Below are 20,260 nucleotides of genomic sequence, written 5' to 3' on the forward strand. Positions count from 1 at the left end.
ATCAAAAGGATTCGCTCAGCGCGACAGCCGCGACATGAGCTGGGCGGTGTAATCGACCATGGGAACGATGCGGGAATAGTTGAGCCGGGTCGGCCCGATGACACCGACCGCGCCGACGATGCGGTCGTCGCTGTCGCGGTAGGGAGCGACGATCAGCGAGGAACCGGAAAGCGAAAACAGCTTGTTTTCGGAACCGATGAAGATGCGCACGCCCGGGCCGCTCTCGGCGAGGTTGAGGATCTCGATCAGGCTGTCCTTCTTTTCGAGGTCATCGAAGAGCATACGCAGCCGCTCGATGTCGTCCGTCCCTTCCAATCCTTCGAGCAGATTGGCGCGGCCCCTGACGATCAGCCGCGCCGGCTGGCCGTCGCCCTCGCTTCCGGACCAGATCGCTAGCCCACGCTCGACCAGGTCCTGCGAGAGCGCGTCGAGCTCGCCGCGCACCGTCTCCTTGACCTTTTCCAGTTGCGTCCGCAATTCGGGAATCGTCTGACCGGCAAGGTGAGCGTTGACGAAGTTCGCCGCTTCGGTGAGCTGGGCGCTGGTGATCCCGGCGGGCAGCTCGATGATGCGGTTCTCCACCTGATCGTGCTCGCCGACGAGCACCGCCAGCGCCTTGGTCGGCGCCAGCCGGATAAACTCGACATGCTTGAGGACGGGATCGCTCTTGGTGGTGATTACGAGACCTGCGCCGCGCGACATGCCGGACAGCATCTGGCTCGCCTCGGTAAGAAGGTTTTCGACCGACCTGTCCCGATTTCCCGGGTGAACCTGCCTTTCGATCGAGGCGCGTTCCTCCGGCGAGAGATTGCCCACCTGCATGAAGGCGTCCACGAAGAAGCGCAGGCCCAGCTGCGTCGGAAGCCGGCCGGCGCTGACATGGGGGGAATAGATCAGGCCCAGATCCTCGAGGTCGCTCATCACGTTGCGAACCGAGGCCGGCGACAGCGACACCGGCAACAGCCGCGAGAGATTGCGCGAGCCCAGCGGCTCCCCGCTTTCCAGATAGCTCTCGACAATGCGGCGGAAGATCTCGCCGGAGCGCTCGTCCAGCGCCGATGCGATCCCCTTCGTTCCAGGGTTGCGCAGTACCATGTCACTCCGTGATCAGTATTCTGTGTCCGGAAAGAATATAGTGATCCGCGCGGGGAATGGCAAAAGGGAAAAATCACTGCGAAGCTTCGACATCAAGCGGTTCCCTTTGCCTACGCCATGATCTAGAAGGCTCACGAAAGCGCCGCGCGTCTTCAGACGCGCAAAGGCCGCTGGAGCACTTTGAATTCTGCATGTTCTTGTCCTTGAACCGAACAGGACCCAAGGAAGCATGCAGTCGGGATCGACAGGAGTTGACGATGCGGCCATCCGGTAGAAAAACCGACCAAATGCGCAAGGTCTCGTTCGAGCGCAGTTTCTCCAAGCATGCGGAAGGATCCTGCCTGGTACGCTTCGGCGACACGCATGTTCTGTGCACCGCGAGCCTGGAGGAAAAAGTTCCGGCTTGGCTGCGCAACGGCGGCAAAGGCTGGATCACCGCGGAATATGGCATGCTGCCGCGGGCGACCGGCGAGCGCATGAGGCGCGAGGCGGCGACCGGCAAGCAGAGCGGCCGCACGCAGGAGATCCAGAGGCTGATCGGGCGGTCGCTCAGAGCCGTCGTCGATCTTCCGGCGCTCGGCGAACGTCAGATCTCGATCGACTGCGACGTGATTCAGGCCGACGGCGGCACGCGCACCGCGTCGATCACCGGCGCCTGGATCGCCCTCCACGACTGTTTGAAGTGGATGGAGGCGCGCAACATGGTCAAGCTGGAGAAGGTCTTGAAAGATCATGTGGCCGCCATTTCCTGCGGCATCTTCGCCAATCAGCCGGTTATCGACCTCGATTATCTGGAAGACTCGGCTGCGGAGACGGATGCCAATTTCGTGATGACGGGCAGCGGCGGCCTGGTCGAGATCCAGGGAACGGCGGAAGGCAAGCCCTTCAGCGAAGAAGAATTCGCAAGCCTGATGCTGCTCGCCAAGAACGGCATTGCCGAACTCGTCGAAATGCAGAAGCAGGCGATAGCAGGCTAGATCACGATGTTTTTAGGTCGGGTCGACCTAAAACATGAACGTGATCGGAACCAAGAAGTTGAGAAGCGGGATGCGGGCGGAAAAGCGCGCGCACTTTTCCTCATCCCGCTCTAGACCGCTCTCTGCTTCACTGAAGCAGTGAGATGATCTAACGCTTCGACAATACGCACTTCCGGACGGAACACCGTCACGGCTTTTCCGGAAGTGCTCTGGATCACTTGAGAGGAACAGGTCCGGTGCCGACATTCGAAGGCATTCTGGAGACCGCGCTTTACGCGGACGATCTCGACGAGGCCGAGGCCTTCTACGGAACGGTCCTCGGCCTTGAAAGGATCACCCGCGCCGGCAGCCGCCATGTCTTCTTCCGTTGCGGCGATGGCGTGCTCCTGATCTTCAACCCCGCGGAGACGGTGAAGCCGCCTGCACCGGGCGCACTTCCCGTGCCTCCGCACGGGACGAAGGGCAACGGGCACATGTGCTTCCGGGTCGCCGCCGAGGCGCTCGACGGCTGGAAGGCGAAACTGGAGGCGGCCGGGGTCGAGATCGAGGCGGATATCCGCTGGCCGAACGGCGCCCGCTCCTTCTATTTCCGCGATCCGGCCGGCAACAGCCTGGAATGCGCGGAAGCGGGCCTCTGGGCCAAGGATTGATTTCGGCAGTATCTGAACGGAACGGAATAGATGCGCAGACTGATCGACAAGACGCTCGTCGTCGCGAGCCATAATGCCGGCAAGATCCGTGAGATCCGCGATCTCATCGGGCCGCTCGGCTTCGAAGCGAAATCGGCAGCCGATCTCAATTTCGTCGAGCCGGATGAGACCGGCACGACCTTCGAGGAGAACGCGACCATCAAGGCGCTCGCCTCGGCCAAGGCCTCGGGACTGCCGGCGCTTTCGGACGATTCCGGCCTTGCCGTCGACGCGCTCGGCGGCGCCCCCGGGGTCTACACGGCCAACTGGGCCGAACGTGAGGACGGCAGCCGCGACTTCCAGATGGCCATGGAGAAGGTCGAAGAGGCGCTCCGCGCCAAGGGTGCGGTGAAGCCCGAAAGCCGTACCGCACGCTTCGTGTCCGTTCTCTGCCTTGCCTGGCCGGACGGGCATGTCGAGCTCTTTCGCGGCGAGGTCGAGGGTTATGTCGTCTGGCCGCCGCGCGGCACCAGCGGCTTCGGCTACGATCCGGTCTTCCAACCGAAGGGCTACGACACCACATTCGGCGAAATGAGTGCGGAGGAGAAGCATGGCTGGAAGCCGGGCGATTCCGAGGCCCTGTCGCACCGCGCCCGCGCATTCAAGCTGTTCGCCGAAACCTGTCTCGGCGCCTGAGTAGGAAGACAATGCAGATAGCCCCGCTTTCAGCGATCGGTGACGGCATGGACCCCGGTTTCGGGGTCTATGTGCACTGGCCCTTCTGCGCGGCGAAATGCCCCTATTGCGACTTCAATAGCCATGTGCGCCATCAGCCGGTGGATCAGCCTCGCTTCGTCGCCGCATTCCTGAAGGAAATGGCCGCGGTGCGCGCGCTTTCCGGTCCGAGAACCGTCACCAGCATTTTCATGGGCGGGGGTACCCCGTCTCTGATGGACCCTCGGACGGTGGAGGCGATCCTCGACGGCATTGCCCGGCAGTGGCACGTGCCTGATGGCATCGAGATCACCATGGAGGCGAACCCGTCCAGCGTCGAGGCGACGCGCTTCCGCGGCTATCGGGCGGCCGGCGTCAACCGCGTCTCGCTCGGCGTACAGGCTCTCAACGACCGTGACCTCAAATTTCTCGGACGGCTGCACGATGTCGAGAATGCGCTGAAGGCGATACGGCTCGCGCGCGAGATCTTTCCGCGCATGTCCTTCGACCTTATCTATGCGCGGCCGAACCAGACGGTCGAGGAATGGGAGCGGGAGCTGAAGGAGGCGGTTTCCTACGCCGTCGATCATCTGTCGCTCTACCAGCTTACCATCGAGGAAGGGACGCCCTTCTACGGCCTGCACAAGGCAGGGAAACTCGTCGTTCCGGATGGCGAGCAGTCGGCGGTTCTCTACGAGGCCACGCAGGAGATCACCGCTGATATCGGCATGCCGGCCTATGAGGTCTCCAATCATGCCCGGCCGGGGGCCGAGAGCCGGCACAACCTCACCTATTGGCGCTACGGCGACTATGCGGGCATCGGCCCCGGCGCCCACGGGCGGCTGGCGATCGGATCAGGCAAGATCGCGACCGCAACCGAGCGCAACCCGGAGGCATGGCTGCAACGCGTCGAAGAGTGCGGCGAAGGCCTGGTCGAGCGGGAACTGCTCGATTTCGAGGCGCAGGCCGATGAGCTTTTGCTGATGGGGTTGAGGCTGCGCGAAGGCGTCGATCTCGCCCGCTGGCAGACCCTCTCGGGCCGCGATCCGGATCCGGCCCGGGAAGAATTCCTGATCGAGCATGGTTTCATCGAGCGGATCGGCAATTCTCGGCTGCGCTGCACGCCCGCCGGAATGCTGATCCTCGACGCCGTGGTGGCCGACCTCGCCTGCTGATCGCGGGCCGAGCGGCTCAGCCGCCTTCCTTCACCGGTGCGACGATCCCCCAGGTAACTCCAAAGGGATCCCGGAGCTGGCCGTAATGGTCGCCCCAGAATGCGATCTCCAGCGGCATCGTCACCTCTGCGCCGGCCTCCACCGCCCGATTCCACCAGAAATCAGCGTCGTCGACGACGAGGTGCAGCACGAAGCCCTCCGGCGGCTTCCAGGGATGGCCGAATTCCGGGAAAGGATCGTTCAGCATCAATGCGCCGCCATTGATCGTCAGGTGGCAGTGGATGAGGCGCTTTCCATCCTGGGCATGTTTGCGGTCCTCCTCCTTGGCGCCGAAAGCGCGGACATAGAAGGCCGCCGCCGCATCTGCATCCTCCACGTTGAGATAGGCGATGACGCCGGGCATGGGCGGGCGCGACGGCGCTTGCCAGTCGACCTCGGACCGGGGATCGAGATCGATCGCCGCCTTGAAGCTTCCGTCCATGTAGAAGGGGACGGATTCGTGCTGATGGGCGATCTTCCATCCCCTGTCGGTGCGTGTCAGGCCCAAGGTCAGGCGATACCAGAGCGCCGCCTTCTGGCCATCGTGCTTCTCGCCGGAAAGATGCGTCAGCGCAGTGGCGAAGGCGACGTCGCCGCTCACCGAAACGTCGAGCTCCTCGAGGGTGAAGCCGAGCGGCCCTTTCCACGTGGAAAACCACTGCTCAAGGCCGCCGGCATCTGCGTCGGAAGCCTTGAGGGGGGGCGCCAGCGAAAAGACGAGGCAATCTTCCGTGCCGTGGGCGAGGACGCGGGCGGCATCCTTCCGGCGCAGCGCCTCCGCCCAGTCCCCGATTACCTCCTCGATCTCCGCAACGGCCGCATTCCTGCTCTCGGTAATGGTCATGACCCGGTCCTCCTCTCAGAGTTTCGCAACGAGCGTCGCAAGCTGATCGGCGCATTGGCCCCAGCCCTCGTGGAAGCCCATCTTCTCATGGGCATCGCGGTCCTCGACGCTCCAATGGAGCGCGCGGGCCGTATAGCGGGTCTTGCCGCCCTCGTTCTCGAAGGTCATGACCGCCGTCATGAACGGCTTCTCGGACGGCTTCCAGGCTTCCGTAAAGGCATCGGTGACGACGATCTTCTCGTTCGGCACGACTTCCAGATAGACGCCCTGATTAGGATAGAGTTCACCCTCGGGCGAACGCATGACAAAGCGGTTGGTGCCGCCCGCCCTGACGTCGAGCTCCGCTTCCGTGATCGTCCACGGCAGAGGAGCGAACCACTGCTTCAGAAGCTCGGCTTCCGTGAAGGCCCGGTAGACCTTCTCGCGCGGGGCATCGATCAGCCGTGTCAGAACCAGTTCGCGTTCGCCGCCGGAATTGGTGTCGGTCGCTGCAGTCATTTTCGAAATCCTCCATGTTGGTTCATTCCAAGGACGAAGGAGGATGCCGCCTGCCGACAGGGGCCAGAAAAAATTTATCGCTTTTCTTCTTCCGCGACCGTCGCCGGCTCGGCCGCGAGGTGATCGAGCTGCATGCGGATATAGGCCGCTTCGGACGCGTTGGTGGCCAGTGCGATCGCCCGGTCGAAGGCGGTGCGCGCCTCGCATGCCCGGCCGAGCTGCTTCAAAAGGCCGCCGCGCAGGCCGTGATAATAGAAATAGCCGGAAAGCCTCTCCCCAAGGGGCTCCACCATCGCCAGTGCGGCCTCCGGTCCCTCGCGTTTCGAGACCGCGACCGCGCGATTGAGCGTGACGACCGGCGAGGGCTGCAGGCGCTCGAGCGCCTGGTAGAGGAGGTCGATCTCCTCCCAATCCGTCTGCTCCGGACGTTCGGCGCGGGCATGCAGGGCCGCGATTGCTGCCTGTATCTGGTAGGGACCGGGGCGGCGATGGCGCATTGCTTTGTCGATCATCGCCAGCGCCTCGGTGATCATCGGCCGGCTCCAGAGCCGCCGATCCTGATCTTCGAGCAGGACGACGGCACCATTGGCATCGAAGCGCGCGCGGGCGCGCGAATGCTGGAGCAGCAGAAGCGCCGTCAGCCCCATCATTTCCGGCTCGGCGGGAAACAGCCGCAGCAGCAGCCGCGACAGGCGGATCGCCTCGTCGCAAAGATCGGCGGAGACGCCCTCGGGGCCGTTCATCGCCGAATAGCCCTCGTTGAAGACAAGGTAGATCATCGTCGCGACCGCTGCGAGCCGCTCGGCGCGATCGACGGCATCGGGTGTCTCGAACGGGATGCCGGCGGCTGCGACGCGGGCCTTGGCGCGGGTGATGCGCTGCTCCATCGCCGCTTCGCTGACGAGAAAGGCACGGGCGATCTGCCTGACGGAGAGCCCCGATACGATGCGCAGTGCAAGCGCGATCTGCTGGGTTGCCGGAAGCGCCGGGTTGCTGCAGACGAAGAGCAGCCGCAGGATGTCGTCGCGGTAATGCGCCCCGTCGAGGCGATCGGCGAGTTCACTCTCCCGGTCGTCGAGATCGGAGAGCAGTTCCTCCGGCGGCAGTGCCGTCTCGCGCGACTGCCGCCGCACCTTGTCGATGCCGCTGTTGCGGCCGACGAAGATGAGCCAGGCGGCGGGATCGCGCGGCGGACCGGTGCGGGGCCAGTTTTTCAGCGCACGGATACAGGCCTCCTGGAACGCCTCCTCCGCCAGATCGAGATTGCGAAAGTAACGCAGCAGCGCACCCATTGCCTGCGGCCGCGCGGAAACAAGAGCAAGATCGATCCAGCCTGTGTCGGTCATGAGGGCAGCTCACCGGGTTTATAAAGCGCGAGCGGCCGGACCTCGTAGGAGCCCGTGCTCGGATTGGCGTTACTCAGATCGCGCGCGAAGTCGAGCGCCTCATCCAGCGAGGCGCAATCGATCAGATAGAAGCCGAGCAACTGTTCCTTGGTCTCGGCGAAGGGGCCGTCCATGACGATCGTCTCGCCGGCGCTGTGGCGCAGCGTCGCCGCCGCCGTCGTCGGCACCAGGCGCGCGACGGGCCCCAGCTTGCCCGCTTCGACATATTTGCGTTGGACGGCGCTCAGATCACGCATGACCCTCTCGTCCTCCTCCTTGCTCCAGGCACTGGTGACGCTTTCATCGTTGTAGCAAAGCACGGCGTAAAGCATTGAAAATCTCCGCTCTGGTCTGAAGACGAATGGCGCTATTGATAGCCGACAAGCGGGGCGAAAAAAACGCTCAACAAAAAAGCCCGGCGGACCGGGCTTTCGTAACGTCGGGCTTTCCTGCCTCTATTCGTTGATCAGTCGCTTCAAAAGCTCGATCTCGTGGCTGAGCTTGGTGTCGGCAGAAATCAGTTCCTCGATCTTGCGCACAGCATGGAGCACGGTCGTGTGGTCGCGCCCGCCGAAGCGGCGGCCGATCTCGGGGAAGGAGCGCGGGGTCAGTGTCTTCGACAGATACATGGCGATCTGGCGCGGCTTGACGATGACGCGGGTGCGGCGGTTGGAGACCAGCTCCTGACGCGAGACATTGTAATGCTTGGCGACGACGCGCTGGATATCTTCGATGCGGACGCGGCGCGGTTCCCCGGCATTGACGAGATGGCCGAGCAGTTCGTCGACCCGCTCGATCGAAAGCTGCGGCTCGAAGGAGCGGCGGAAGAGAAGCTGATTGAAGGCGCCCTCGAGTTCGCGGCCGCTGGCTGTCACGTTGCGGGCGACATGGCTCAGTATCTCGAGCGGAATCTCGAGCGAGGCATCGTCCTGGCGCGCCGCTTCGAGACGACGCTTCAGCATTTCCAGGCGCATCTCGTAGTCCGGCCCTTCCATCTCGATCGCCACGCCGCCTTGCAGGCGCGAGCGAACACGGCTGTCGAGCGATTCCAGCTCCCAGGGTGCACGGTCCGCGGCGACGACCACCTGCTTGGCGGAGTCGAGCAGCATGTTCAACAGATGGCAGAACTCGTGCTGGATCGACTTGCCCTGCAGGAACTGCATGTCGTCGATAATGAGAAGGTCGATGTTGCGAAGCGATTCCTTCAGCGACAGCGCGTCATTGTCGCGGATCGCCGTTGCGAAACGCCACATGAAATATTCGGCCGTCAGATAGACGACGCGTGGCGCGCGCGCACTCTGGAGGGCCGCGAGAGCGATCGCCTGCAGAAGATGCGTCTTGCCGAGACCAACGCTCGAATGGATGAAAAGCGGATTGAAGCGCACGGCGCCGGCGCCGGCCTCGGCAATCGTACGCGCTGCCGCGAGCGCGACCCGGTTCGACGAGCCCTCTACGAAACTATCGAAACCGTAGCGCTGATCGAGCGGCGAGCCGAAAAGCGGCGCCTGGACGGGTCTCGCCGGAGCTGCCGCAACCGCAGCGGCGGCAATTGCCACGGTGGGGGCCGCCGAACGGCGGGAGGGAGGGACGACCGCCGCTTCGGCAGCCGCGGCAACGCTCTCTTCAGGAGCCGTCGGGCGATGACCGCGGGTCGCGGTGCGCACGAGGATCTCCACCTTCAGTATCTCGCTGTCCTCCTGCTGGACGAGCGTGGTGATCAGATCGAGATAGCGATTATTGATCCAGGACTTCAGAAAAGTCGTCGGGACCGAGAGGCGCACGACGCTTTTCGACACTGAATGGAGCTTGAGGCGTCCAAACCAACTTGCGAAGACATCCGGACCGACCTGGGCTTTCAAGCGCGCACTTACCCGCTCAAACAGTGCGTCATGCCGCATGTCGTGTTTTTCCCCCGCCGCCTGAGACTGATTGCTTCCGGCCTGAAAACCTCCAGGTGCCGTCGCCAAATTCATCCGCATCTTGCCGCCTTCCAATTTCATTATTCCGATGCCGTCATTTCTGGCGGCCTCATCTTTTATGCCCGCCCGCCACGGCCGCTCGAAAGCCATGCCGCGTCAGCCGGACGCTCTGATACGCACCGAACCGGGCTCCTCATATCCCGCCACGGCACGCTGCGCTCATTCGCTTGCCTTCGCCTCAAGCAAATGTCCCCTCGCACTTCGCCTTACCGATTCTGCACGGCTCTTTTCAAGCCGACCGGAACCGTTTTTCCTCGTTGCCGGCTGACCGCACCCTCGTACGTAGCGGACAGCCCGAGCCTCCTTCTTCCTGCTCCAACGCATTCACAAGGCTAAGCCCTGCCGGCAACCACAAGACGAAACGTCCTCGCTCCGGTGCGAAGGCTCGCCCGGTTTTATCGTCTCGACTTGTTTGATTGATCGACGTGGAATTAACCCCGCCACAGGCGACGGAAAGCCCAAAGTCACCCCGATTGGAATGACCCTTAAACTTCCTCGTACAGATGTAATCTGTGTCCCCTGTGGAAGGCATTTAGGCAGGATCGCCCGGCAAGATCAATCGCGTTTTTTACCCGCCCGTAAGCGTCGACAGTTGACTCTCGTGCCGGGTTTTGCATCCCGCTCCCCGAGTCCGGCGAGAATCCCTGTTGAATCAAGGGTTTTGTTTTTTGCGTTCTTGCTTAGCTGGCGAAAAAGAAAAAAAATAAAAAATGGCTTGACTCACTTCGGACTCAATCCGCCCGCCCCGCCAGACCACATTTTTGCCGCAACCTCTCATAAGCTATTGAAAAGCTTAGAATTTTTTTGTCACGGGATTGACACGAGCGTGGCAAGGTCAATCGCGCAGGCCGTTGGCGGCGGCACGAATCGGAAAAGCCCGGCGAAAACGCCGGGCACTTCATCAACAGCTTTTTTCTTAGCCGGGTTAGGCCGAAAGGCTCTTCACGCGCTGCGCCAGTCGCGAGACCTTACGCGATGCCGTGTTGGAATGCATTACGCCCTTCGTGGCGGCGCGCATCAGCTCCGGCTGTGCCGCCTTCAGGGCGGCGGCTGCGAGTGCCTGATCGCCGGAAGCGATCGCCTCTTCGACCTTGCGGACGAAGCTGCGGATGCGCGAACGACGGGCCTTGTTCACTGCGGTACGGCGTGCGATCTTGCGGGTCGCCTTTTTCGCCGAAGTTGTATTGGCCATTGATGCCTCTCTTCGAAAACTGACATGGACTCCGCCTCGCCGTGCCGGGTCACTGCGACCTGTCATACAAGCAATTCGGGAGTATTATCGGAAAGCCTCGAACGAGGGCGTTCCAAACTGAGGGCGGCGTATAAAGGGAAACCGCCCGCACGTCAACGCGCAATTTGAGAAAACCGAGTCCTGTCCATGGCTCATCTGTGTTTGAATTCGGCTTTGCGCTTGGCGACGAAGGCGGCCATGCCCTCTTTCTGGTCCTCCGTTGCGAAAAGCGACTGGAAGAGCCGCCGCTCGAAGCGCAGGCCCTCGGCGAGCGTCAGTTCCAGAGAGCGGTTGACGGCCTCCTTGGCTATCATCGCCGCCGGCAGCGAGAATGACGCGATCTTCTCCGCGGCGCCGAGCGCCTCCTCCAGGAGCCTGTCCGGAGCCACCACGCGCGAAACCAGCCCGGAGCGCTCCGCCTCCGCCGCGTCCATCATGCGGCCGGTGAGAATGAGGTCCATGGCCTTCGCCTTGCCGACTGCGCGGGTCAGGCGCTGCGATCCACCCATGCCGGGAATGACGCCAAGCGTAATCTCCGGCTGGCCGAACTTCGCCGTTTCGGAGGCGATGATGAAGTCGCACATCATGGCGAGCTCGCAGCCACCGCCGAGCGCGAAACCGGATACGGCGGCGATCATCGGTTTGCGGGCGTTCGCGACATGCTCCCAGCCGCCAAGGAAATCGGCGAGGTAACCGTCGACGAAATCGAGCCCCTGCATCTCCTTGATGTCGGCGCCGGCGGCAAAGGCCTTCTCGGAGCCGGCAAGGACGATGGCGCCGACGGCCCTGTCGGCGTCGAAGGCCTTCAGCGCGGCATCGAGCTCGCGCATCAGCACCGCATTCAGCGCATTGAGCGCCTGCGGACGGTTGAGCGTGATCAGGCCCACGCGGCCCTGCGTTTCGACCAGCAACGTCTCGTAACTCATTCCCCATCTCCTTCACGCGTTGTCGGAAGATTGAAGAGCGGAATGTGCCATGCCGCCCTATTTCTGGCAGTGCGGACAGTAAAAAGTCGAACGTCCCGCCTGTACTATGCGGGCGACCGTACCGTGGCAGCCGGGCGTGCGGCAAGCCTCGCCTTCCCTGTCATAGACGGAGAAGCTGTGCTGGAAATAGCCGAGACTGCCGTCCGCCTGAATGTGATCCTTGAGCGAGGAGCCGCCGGCGGCGATCGCATCGGCAATCACGGCGCGGATCCTTTCCGTCAGCGCGATCAGCGCCTGTTTCGGGCGGCCCCGCTTGTCGACGAGCGTGCCTGCCGACCTTTTCGGCGAGAGGCCCGAGCGCCACAGCGCCTCGCAAACATAGATATTTCCGAGCCCCGCGATCGTCCTCTGGTCGAGAAGAGCGGCTTTCAGCGGCTGGATCTTGCCGGCGAAACGGGTGGCGAGATAGGCGGCATCGAGGGCATTGCCGGTCGGCTCCTCGCCGAGGCCGCGGAGGAAGACGTGGTCGGCGAGCGCAGAGCGCCGTGCCAGATCCATGAAACCGAAGCGACGCGGATCGTTATAGATCACCCGTGCCGGCCCGGAGCCGCCATCGAGATGGAAGACGACATGATCGTGCTTCTCGTCCTTGCCGCGCGGGTGGTGGAAAGCGCCGGGCGTGGCCGGATCCGCACCAGCCTCTATCGGGCCCTTCTCGATCCGGAACGAGCCGGACATGCCGAGATGGGCGATGATGACGTCGCCGCCCTCGAGCTCGATCATCAGATATTTGGCGCGCCGCGAGAGGGCGATGATCCGGCGGCCCGCGACCGCGTTCGCGAAATTCTCGGGGAACGGAAAGCGCAGATCCGGCCGGCGCAACTCCGCCCGCACCAGAAGCGCACCCTCCATCGTCGGCGCCAGTCCGCGCTTGACCGTTTCCACCTCGGGCAATTCCGGCATCGGCCGTGTTCCTTCATCCTTTATTCATCGCACCCGCCCGCGTGAGCGGCACGCCATTCCCATGACGCCGCCGATAGCCTATATCCCGCTCCATCCGGCAGCCGGTCGCCTCTCGCTCAGATAGCGTGCACGGAGCGATTTCGCTATGGTGCCGGCAAAATTCGTTGAAGTGGAGTTTCGTATGGCGGATGAGCGCGTATCGGCGAGGGGCGGAATGGAGACCTCATTCGGTTTCCGCGAAGTCGGCACGGGCGAGAAGCAGCCGCTCGTCAACGACGTCTTCCACAAGGTCGCCAAACGCTACGACATCATGAACGACGTGATGTCGGCCGGGCTGCACCGGGTCTGGAAGGATGCGATGATCGCGGCGCTCAACCCGCCGGGCCGCGAGGACTATCGGGTTCTCGACGTCGCCGGCGGCACCGGTGACATCGCCTTCCGCATCGTCGAGCGCTCCGGGCGCAAGGCCCATGCGACCGTGCTCGACATCAACGGCTCGATGCTCTCGGTCGGCGCCGAGCGCGCCCGCAAGAAGGGGATCGAAGCCAATCTCGACTTCGTCGAGGCCAACGCCGAAGACCTGCCCTTCGCGGCGAATTCCTTCGACGCCTACACGATCGCCTTCGGCATCCGCAACGTGCCGCGCATAGAGGTCGCGCTCAAGGAGGCCTACCGCGTGCTGAAGCGCGGCGGCCGGCTGCTCGTGCTCGAATTCTCCGAAGTGGAAATGCCGCTGCTCGACCGCTTCTACGATGCCTGGTCCTTCAATGCGATTCCGAAATTCGGAAAGCTCATCACCGGCGACGATGCGCCCTACCAGTATCTGGTGGAATCGATCCGCAAGTTTCCGAACCAGCGTGATTTCGCCGCCATGATCCGCGATGCCGGCTTCGCGCGCGTCTCCTTCACCAATTATACCGGCGGCATCGCAGCGCTGCATTCCGGCTGGAAAATCTGAGCGCATGAGCACTCCCGGAGCATATTTCCGTCTCATACGGATCGGCTGGGTCCTTGCGCGCGAGAATGCGTTTGCGGCAGTCCCCTCCGAACACCTGCCCCCGCTCGCACGCTTCGTCCAGAAGCTCGCCGGCCTGCTTGCCAGCCGCGAGGCCCGGCTCGGTGCGCGCAGCGGCCGCCTCGCCCGGGCGGTGGAACGGCTCGGCCCTTCCTATGTCAAGATCGGCCAGTTTCTGGCGACGCGCCCGGACGTGGTCGGCGCCGAACTTGCCGCCGACCTGTCGCTGCTCCAGGACCGCATGGCCACCTTTCCGGAGAGCGCATCCAGGGCGGCGATAGAGGCGTCTCTCGGGCGCCCCGTCGGTGAGCTCTTCCTCGAATTCTCCGAACCGATCGCAGCCGCATCGATCGCCCAGGTCCATCCCGCCGTGGTCATGCGCGACGGCACGCGCGAAAGGGTGGCCGTCAAGGTCATCCGCCCGGGGGTGCGCCAGCGCTTCGTGGCCGACATCGAGGCCATGTACCTGGTCTCGCGCATGCAGGAGCGATTCCTGCCCTATACGCGCCGCCTGAGGCCGGTCGAAGTGACGAAGACGCTGGAGCAGACGACCAAGGTCGAAATGGACCTGAGGCTCGAGGCCGCGGCGCTTTCCGAACTTGGCGAGAACACCAGGGAGGATTCCGGGTTTCGCGTGCCCAGGGTCGATTGGGAGCGCACCGGCCGCGACGTCGTGACGATGGAATGGATCGACGGCATCAAGATGTCGGACATCGAAGGGCTGAAACGGGCCGGCCATGACCTGAACCGCCTGGCCGAAACGCTGATCCAGTCCTTTCTGCGCCACACGCTCCGGGACGGCTTCTTCCATGCGGACATGCACCAGGGCAACCTGTTCGTCGACGAGGCAGGCCATATCGTCGCCGTCGACATGGGCATCGTCGGCCGCCTCGGCCGGAAGGAACGCCGCTTCCTGGCCGAGATCCTCTACGGCTTCATCATGCGCGACTATCAGCGCGTCGCGGACGTGCATTTCGAGGCCGGCTACGTTCCCTCGCACCACGACGCCGCAAGCTTCGCCCAGGCGATCCGTGCCATCGGCGAGCCGATCCACGGCCAGCCGGCCGAGACGATCTCGATGGCGAAACTGCTGACGCTTCTGTTCGAGGTCACCGAACTTTTCGACATGCAGACGCGTCCCGAACTGGTGATGCTGCAGAAGACGATGGTCGTCGTCGAGGGCGTCGCCCGAACGCTCAATCCGCGCTTCAACATGTGGAAGGCGTCCGAACCGGTGGTCGGCAAGTGGATAAGGGACAATCTCGGGCCGAAACGCATCGTCGCCGATCTGCGCGACGGCATTCATGCGGCGCTCCGGGTTGCCGAAGCGCTGCCCGAGATTGCGGCGCGGACGGAACGCTTCTCCGGGGAAATCATGGCGATGAGCGAGAACGGCCTGCGCTTCGATCCGGAGACCGCGGAAGCGATCGGCAGGTCCGAGGCGCGCCATACGCGCTCGGGCCGTATCGCACTATGGGTTATCGCGGCGGCGCTCGTCTACATCGCCTGGCAGCTTGCGTGAGCGGAGCGGCGGGCCTCCTTGCCAGCCTGCCGGAGAGAAGTGCCCGGCAGCCAAGAGGCGCCAACGATCAAAGCAGGAGGAAGGAATATGGATCTCGGCATTAGCGGCAAAAGGGCGCTCGTTCTCGGCGGCAGCAAGGGGCTCGGGCGCGGTATCGCCGAAGCGCTCGCGGCGGAAGGCGTTGCGGTCGCGCTGACCGGCCGGAACGAAGAAACCGCAGCCAAGGCCGCAGCGGAAATCGGCCCGGACGCTGCCGGCTTTTCGCTCGACCTTGCAAAGCCTGAAATCGTCGACCCCTTCCTCGATCGGCTCTCCTCCGCATTCGGACAGGTCGATATTCTGGTACTGAACGGTGGCGGTCCGCCGCCGACGAATGCTGCCGACATCGATCCCGGCTTCTGGCGGGCTCAGTTCGAGGCGATGGTGCTTTCCGGCATGCGCATCGCCCACCGCCTGCTGCCGTCCATGCGGGAGCGCCGCTTCGGCCGCATCGTCGCCGTCGCCTCCACCAGCATCCGCGAGCCGATCCCCGGCCTGACGGCGTCCAATGCGCTGCGCAGCGCGCTTGCCGGCTGGATGAAGACACTCGCCCGCGAGGTGGCAGCCGACGGCGTGACCGTCAACATGCTCCTGCCCGGCAGGCTCGCAACGGACCGGACGCTGGGCTTCGATCGCATGGATGCAGAGGCCGAAGGCGTCAGCGTCGAAACCGTTGCAGCGCGCAGCCAGTCGGAAATTCCGGTCGGGCGCTACGGGACGCCGGCCGAGTTCGGTGCTGCCGCAGCCTTTCTCGCAAGCCGGCAGGCCGCTTACATCACCGGGATTGCGCTGCCTGTCGACGGCGGGCTCAGCCGTTCGATGCTCTGACCATGCTCATCCCGCTTCAGAGACCGGCGGCACGAGGCCTGCGGTGCTGCGCCGTCACCGCTCTCGTCATTCTTTTCAGTCTAACAGGGATCGCGAGGGCCGCCATGCTGGATAAAGAACTCCTCACGGCCGCCCGGCTGGGCAATGCCGCCGAAATCAGCGCTCTCGTAGAGCGCGGCGCACAAGCGGATGCGCGCGACGAAACAGGCGCGACGGCCCTGCTCATCGCCACTCATGAGAACAATATCGAGGCCGCAAGGGTCCTCATCGCGGCCGGCGCCGACGTCAACGCCAAGGACCGCATCGAGGACAGCCCTTATCTCTATGCCGGCGCGCGCGGCCGTCTCGAAATACTGAAGATGACGCTCGCGCATGGCGCCGATCTAGAGAGCACCAACCGCTACGGCGGCACCGCCCTCATCCCCGCCGCCGAGCGCGGCCATGTCGAAACCGTGAAGACGCTGATCGATGCCGGCGTTGCCGTCGATCATGTAAACCGCCTCGGCTGGACGGCGCTCCTCGAGGCGATCATCCTCGGTAACGGAGGCGACAGCCATACGGAGATCGTCGGGCTGCTGATCGAGGCCGGTGCCGATGTCGATCTGGCAGACGGCGACGGCGTTACGCCCCTTGCCCATGCAAAAAGGCGAGGGTTCCGGCAGATCGAGCGCCTCCTTCTCGCCGCCGGCGCTCATCAAACTGCGGAATGAAGGCTTAGAGCGGGATGAGGAAAAGTGTGTGCGGTTTTCCGCCCGCATCCCGCTCTAATTTTTTGGAATCGATCACATTCATGTTTTCAGGTCGAACCGACCCAAAAACATCGTGATCTAATGCACGCCAAAAATCAGTGACTTATGCGCGGCCACGGCTGCCGTGACGCCATCGCCGACCGCATGCGAGACCGAGCCCGCGCCCCGCGCGGCATCGCCGCAGGCATAGATGCCCTCGACGCTCGTCTCCTTTGCCTCGTTCGTCCGGATATAGGGTCCGAGCGGTCCGTCCTCGAATTCGCAGCCGAGCGCTGCAGGCAGATCGCTCGCCATGCGGGTGCGCGACGCGACGAACAGGCCTTCGAGGGAAACGGACCGGCCGCCATCCAGAACCACGCTCGCCTTCGCGCCGTCAACGGCGACGACCCTCTCCCTTTCGATCTCCACACCGCGCGCTTCCAGCATGGCGGCCTGAGCGGCGTCGGGCTCGAACGCTTCATTGGCGAACAGGATGGTCGGCCCCCAGTCCGGCAGCATCATGGCCTGGTGAAAACTGTGCTCACCGGTTGCGAGAACGCCGATGCGGCCCTGCCCGAGCTCATAGCCATGGCAATAGGGGCAGTGAAAGACGGCGCGGCCCCAGCGTTCCTGAAGTCCCGGTATCGACGGCAATTCATCGACCACGCCCGTTGCCAGGATCAGCCGCCGCGCCGCGATATTTTCGCCCTGCACCGAGACGACCAGATTGGCCCCGTCGCGGCCCGCCGTATCGGCCGTTCCTTCGACGAAACGCACATTGGGATAGGCCAGCAACTGTTCGCGGCCGTGCGCCGCGATCGCCGCCGGCGCCTCGCCGTCCCGGCTGAGGAACCCATGCGACGATTCGGCAAAGCGGTTCCTGCGCGCGCCCGCATCGACGACGACAACAGAGCGTCTGGCTCTGGCCAATTGGAGTGCCGCCGACAGCCCCGCATAGCTTCCACCCACGATCGCCACATCTACCGGCATCACATCAACCGCCATGGTTCTGCTCCTTCATCTGCTGGCGACGAATGGCGATTCGTCGCTGGAAATCGTTTGAAAGATCCGCCAGGCTTATTCGTTCCAATCGCTGCATGAGAAGCGCCTCGGCATCCCGGAGCGCCCCGTCCATCGCGGCATTGACCGCCTGCTCCACCACGCAGCCGGGAGCCTCGGTTCGGTTGCCGATTGCAAATACGGCCGGTTCACCGAGCGCGGCATGCACGTCCGCAAGGCTGATCGTTGCGAGATCGCGCACGAGCGACCAGCCTCCCCCATGCCCCCTTTCGGAGCGGACGAGACCCGCTTCCCGTAAACCCGCCATGGTTCGTCGGACCACGACGGGATTGGTGGAGAGGCAGGCTGCCAGTTCCTCCGAGGTGATGGTTTCACGCTCCGCCATGTGGAGGAGCGCATGCAGGGTAATGGAGAGTCTGCTATCGCGTTTCATGTAACTCAATGTGTTACGTGACGCCGGGAAAGTCAAGCTTCGAAATCTGGTCTGCACTCGAAATCAGGCGCGCAATTGCGTGCGGCAAGCCGGTCGAGTAGGGTCGCCGGAAACGGACGGGAGCGGCTCAAGCCGAAGCGGAATGACACTGTCGGGCAAGCGCATTCTTCTCATCATCTCCGGCGGCATCGCGGCCTATAAGAGCCTCGATCTGATCCGCCGCCTGCGCGAGCGCGGCGCCGACGTGCGCCCGGTGATGACGGCGGCGGCGCAGCGTTTCGTGACGCCGCTGACCGTCGGCGCGATCTCGGCCTCCCACGTTTTCACGGAGCTTTTCGCGCGCGAGGACGAGCAGGATGTCGGTCACATCCGGCTGGCGCGGCATTGCGATCTCGTGGTCGTGGCGCCGGCAACGGCCGACCTGATGGCAAAGATGGCGCACGGTCACGCCGACGACCTCGCCTCGACGGTGCTCCTGGCGACCGACCGGCCGGTGCTGCTCGCGCCGGCGATGAACCCGAGGATGTGGTCGCACCCTGCCACGCTCCGCAACCGCGCGACGCTCGCCGGCGACGGCGTCCGCTTCGTCGGACCTGCCACCGGCGAAATGGCCGAGAGCGGCGAGGCAGGGGAAGGCCGCATGGCCGAACCTCTGGAGATCGTCGCGGCGGTCGAGGAATTGTTCAGCGAGGCAAGGCCGCTCGCCGGGCGCAAGGCCATCGTCACATCCGGACCGACGCACGAGCCGATCGATCCGGTGCGCTACATCGCCAACCGCTCGTCCGGGAAGCAGGGCCACGCGATCGCCGCAGCACTGGCACGGCTCGGCGCCGAGGTCACGCTCGTTTCCGGGCCGGTGACGATCGCGGACCCCGCCGGCGTCCGCGTCGTCCGGGTCGAGCGCGCCGAGGAGATGCGTGATGCGGTGTTGGCCGCGCTGCCGGCCGATGTGGCCGTCATGGTGGCGGCCGTTGCCGACTGGCGCGTCGCATCGACAGCCGGCAACAAGATCAAGAAGCGGCCGGGAGAAGCCCCTCCTCCGCTGCAGCTTGCCGAGAATCCCGATATCCTGAAGACCGTCGGCCACTACGCATCGCGGCCGAGGCTCGTGATCGGCTTTGCCGCCGAGACCGAGAACGTCGCCGAGAACGGCCGCGCCAAGCTCCAGAAGAAGGGCGCCGATTACATTCTGGCCAACGACGTTTCGCCCGCAACCGGCATCATGGGCGGCGACCGCAATCGCGTGAAGCTTATCGGCCGTGACGGCACCGAGGAATGGCCGGAAATGGGCAAGGACGATGTCGCGGCGAAGCTCGCAGCGCTGATCGTGGCGAAGCTTTCATCCTGAAAACAGACGGGAGGCGGGCGCCATTGCCACATCGGCCGTCCCGAAAAGGCGAACGTCGACGCCGTTTTCCCCGACGATGATCGCGGATCCGTCCGGAACCTCCACCCAGGCGCTGTCGTCGTCGTTGAGCGGCTCGGAGACGAGGCAATAGCCGCCACTCGACCCCATGGGACCTGCATAGAGCGTGGGAGCTTTCCAATCCGTGGCATAGCGGACCGCATAAAGATCGCGGCCGTCGGAGAAGGCCGCCGTGAAGCGCACGAGTGCCGGGCGTCCCAGGCGTTCGGCAAGCCGCTCGACGAAGGCGAGCGCCTCGGCCACGGCACCGAGGGGATCACGGTCGAGACCGAACTGCAGGGCAAGCAGGAAAAGCAGCTCCGAATCCGTCGTGCCGCTGCGCGCCGAATAGAGCTCGTTGTCGAGCATGGTCTCCATCGGCCGCCGCAAATGCTCGAAATCGCCGATCTGTCCATTATGCATGAAGGACCAGCGGCCGAAGACGAAGGGATGGCAATTGTCGCGGCGCGTGCCGCCGCCGGTGGCCGCGCGCACATGGGCGAGGAACAGCGGCGAGCGAATCTGCCTCGCAATGCTCTTGAGATTGCAGTCGGACCAGGCGGGCAGGATGTCCCGGTAGCGGCCCGGCTCCGGGCGGTCGCCATACCAGGCTATTCCGAAGCCGTCGCCATTGGTCGCCGTTTTCGCCCTGACGGCGCAATGGGATTGCTCGATCAGGGAATGCTTGGGCGACGTCACGAGTTCTTCGAGATAAAGCGGCTCTCCGCGATAGGCTGCCCAACGGCACATGCTCGATCACTCCGATTTCGCCCCACCATATGAAAGCGATTCGTCCACCACCGTCACCAGTGATG

The 20,260-nt window shown here is 64.0% G+C and carries 21 protein-coding genes; 9 read left to right on the plus strand and 12 right to left on the minus strand.

From position 1 onward, the window contains the following. Nucleotides 1-15 precede the first annotated feature (15 nt). Nucleotides 16-1,095 (minus strand): heat-inducible transcriptional repressor HrcA, encoded by a 1,080-nt coding sequence (gene hrcA / locus JOH52_RS04495; protein WP_003527730.1) that lies wholly within the window; start codon nt 1,093-1,095, stop codon nt 16-18. Nucleotides 1,096-1,352: 257 nt separating this feature from the next. On the opposite strand from hrcA, the gene rph reads away from it, so the two are divergent. The 4 genes from rph to hemW all read left to right on the plus strand — a co-directional run bounded on the left by rph (nt 1,353) and on the right by hemW (nt 4,590). Continuing rightward, nucleotides 1,353-2,072: a ribonuclease PH gene (gene rph / locus JOH52_RS04500; RefSeq protein ID WP_003527732.1), complete on the plus strand. Its 720-nt coding sequence runs from the start codon at nt 1,353-1,355 to the stop codon at nt 2,070-2,072. A 236-nt stretch (nt 2,073-2,308) separates the two neighbouring features. Next, a complete protein-coding gene (locus JOH52_RS04505; protein WP_010968539.1) occupies nt 2,309-2,722 on the plus strand; it encodes a VOC family protein in 414 nt (137 codons plus the stop codon). 30 nt (nt 2,723-2,752) lie between these two features. Then, nucleotides 2,753-3,397, plus strand: coding sequence for an RdgB/HAM1 family non-canonical purine NTP pyrophosphatase (gene rdgB / locus JOH52_RS04510; protein ID WP_010968538.1), 645 nt, complete (start codon nt 2,753-2,755; stop codon nt 3,395-3,397). An 11-nt stretch (nt 3,398-3,408) separates the two neighbouring features. Then, nucleotides 3,409-4,590, plus strand: a complete 1,182-nt coding sequence (hemW, locus tag JOH52_RS04515; protein WP_010968537.1) for a radical SAM family heme chaperone HemW — start codon at nt 3,409-3,411, stop codon at nt 4,588-4,590. Nucleotides 4,591-4,606: 16 nt separating this feature from the next. Here hemW and JOH52_RS04520 read toward each other — a convergent pair whose 3' ends face one another. The 8 genes from JOH52_RS04520 to mutM form a co-directional block, all read right to left on the minus strand. After that, the gene (locus JOH52_RS04520; protein WP_010968536.1) at nt 4,607-5,473 is read right to left on the minus strand and encodes a nuclear transport factor 2 family protein; all 867 of its coding nucleotides are present in this window, start codon (nt 5,471-5,473) and stop codon (nt 4,607-4,609) included. Between the two features lie 15 nt (nt 5,474-5,488). Further along, on the minus strand, nt 5,489-5,971 hold the full coding sequence (locus tag JOH52_RS04525) for an SRPBCC family protein (RefSeq protein WP_010968535.1): 483 nt from the start codon (nt 5,969-5,971) through the stop codon (nt 5,489-5,491). 74 nt (nt 5,972-6,045) lie between these two features. Continuing rightward, nucleotides 6,046-7,317, minus strand: coding sequence for an RNA polymerase sigma factor (locus tag JOH52_RS04530; RefSeq protein WP_010968534.1), 1,272 nt, complete (start codon nt 7,315-7,317; stop codon nt 6,046-6,048). Further along, complete coding sequence (locus tag JOH52_RS04535) at nt 7,314-7,688, minus strand: YciI family protein (protein WP_003527752.1); 375 nt, start codon at nt 7,686-7,688, stop codon at nt 7,314-7,316. Before JOH52_RS04535 ends, JOH52_RS04530 begins: the two co-directional genes overlap by 4 nt. Before the next feature lie 123 nt (nt 7,689-7,811). Beyond that, a complete protein-coding gene (dnaA, locus tag JOH52_RS04540) occupies nt 7,812-9,425 on the minus strand; it encodes a chromosomal replication initiator protein DnaA (protein ID WP_013843849.1) in 1,614 nt (537 codons plus the stop codon). An 835-nt stretch (nt 9,426-10,260) separates the two neighbouring features. Next, the gene (gene rpsT / locus JOH52_RS04545) at nt 10,261-10,527 is read right to left on the minus strand and encodes a 30S ribosomal protein S20 (protein ID WP_003527759.1); all 267 of its coding nucleotides are present in this window, start codon (nt 10,525-10,527) and stop codon (nt 10,261-10,263) included. Nucleotides 10,528-10,718: 191 nt separating this feature from the next. Next, a complete protein-coding gene (locus JOH52_RS04550) occupies nt 10,719-11,492 on the minus strand; it encodes an enoyl-CoA hydratase (RefSeq protein WP_017266325.1) in 774 nt (257 codons plus the stop codon). Between the two features lie 57 nt (nt 11,493-11,549). Further along, nucleotides 11,550-12,455 carry a bifunctional DNA-formamidopyrimidine glycosylase/DNA-(apurinic or apyrimidinic site) lyase gene (gene mutM, locus JOH52_RS04555; RefSeq protein WP_010968531.1) on the minus strand — a complete coding sequence of 302 codons (906 nt, stop codon included), beginning with the start codon at nt 12,453-12,455 and terminating at the stop codon, nt 11,550-11,552. A 181-nt stretch (nt 12,456-12,636) separates the two neighbouring features. Here mutM and ubiE point away from each other — a divergent pair, with 181 nt between their 5' ends. The 4 genes from ubiE (at nt 12,637) to JOH52_RS04575 (ending at nt 16,569) form a co-directional block, all read left to right on the plus strand. Continuing rightward, nucleotides 12,637-13,413 (plus strand): bifunctional demethylmenaquinone methyltransferase/2-methoxy-6-polyprenyl-1,4-benzoquinol methylase UbiE, encoded by a 777-nt coding sequence (gene ubiE, locus JOH52_RS04560; protein ID WP_003527766.1) that lies wholly within the window; start codon nt 12,637-12,639, stop codon nt 13,411-13,413. A 4-nt stretch (nt 13,414-13,417) separates the two neighbouring features. Beyond that, nucleotides 13,418-14,992 (plus strand): 2-polyprenylphenol 6-hydroxylase, encoded by a 1,575-nt coding sequence (gene ubiB / locus JOH52_RS04565; protein WP_010968529.1) that lies wholly within the window; start codon nt 13,418-13,420, stop codon nt 14,990-14,992. Nucleotides 14,993-15,079: 87 nt separating this feature from the next. Continuing rightward, nucleotides 15,080-15,859 carry an SDR family oxidoreductase gene (locus tag JOH52_RS04570; RefSeq protein ID WP_013845020.1) on the plus strand — a complete coding sequence of 260 codons (780 nt, stop codon included), beginning with the start codon at nt 15,080-15,082 and terminating at the stop codon, nt 15,857-15,859. A gap of 104 nt (nt 15,860-15,963) precedes the next feature. Further along, a complete protein-coding gene (locus JOH52_RS04575) occupies nt 15,964-16,569 on the plus strand; it encodes an ankyrin repeat domain-containing protein (protein WP_010968527.1) in 606 nt (201 codons plus the stop codon). Between the two features lie 117 nt (nt 16,570-16,686). Here the strand turns inward: JOH52_RS04575 and JOH52_RS04580 are convergent, their stop codons facing one another. Beyond that, nucleotides 16,687-17,592 carry an NAD(P)/FAD-dependent oxidoreductase gene (locus JOH52_RS04580; protein ID WP_010968526.1) on the minus strand — a complete coding sequence of 302 codons (906 nt, stop codon included), beginning with the start codon at nt 17,590-17,592 and terminating at the stop codon, nt 16,687-16,689. After that, nucleotides 17,582-18,040 carry an Rrf2 family transcriptional regulator gene (locus tag JOH52_RS04585; RefSeq protein WP_010968525.1) on the minus strand — a complete coding sequence of 153 codons (459 nt, stop codon included), beginning with the start codon at nt 18,038-18,040 and terminating at the stop codon, nt 17,582-17,584. The genes JOH52_RS04580 and JOH52_RS04585 overlap by 11 nt, the downstream gene beginning before the upstream one ends. Before the next feature lie 142 nt (nt 18,041-18,182). Between JOH52_RS04585 and coaBC the strand changes: the two genes are divergently transcribed. Further along, nucleotides 18,183-19,388: a bifunctional phosphopantothenoylcysteine decarboxylase/phosphopantothenate--cysteine ligase CoaBC gene (gene coaBC, locus JOH52_RS04590; protein WP_010968524.1), complete on the plus strand. Its 1,206-nt coding sequence runs from the start codon at nt 18,183-18,185 to the stop codon at nt 19,386-19,388. On the opposite strand, the gene JOH52_RS04595 is transcribed toward coaBC, so the two are convergent. Further along, nucleotides 19,380-20,195 carry a class II glutamine amidotransferase gene (locus tag JOH52_RS04595; protein ID WP_010968523.1) on the minus strand — a complete coding sequence of 272 codons (816 nt, stop codon included), beginning with the start codon at nt 20,193-20,195 and terminating at the stop codon, nt 19,380-19,382. The genes coaBC and JOH52_RS04595 overlap by 9 nt on opposite strands. Nucleotides 20,196-20,260 lie beyond the last annotated feature (65 nt).

Origin of the sequence: Sinorhizobium meliloti, assembly GCF_017876815.1 — a bacterium.
GTDB classification, from domain to species: domain Bacteria; phylum Pseudomonadota; class Alphaproteobacteria; order Rhizobiales; family Rhizobiaceae; genus Sinorhizobium; species Sinorhizobium meliloti.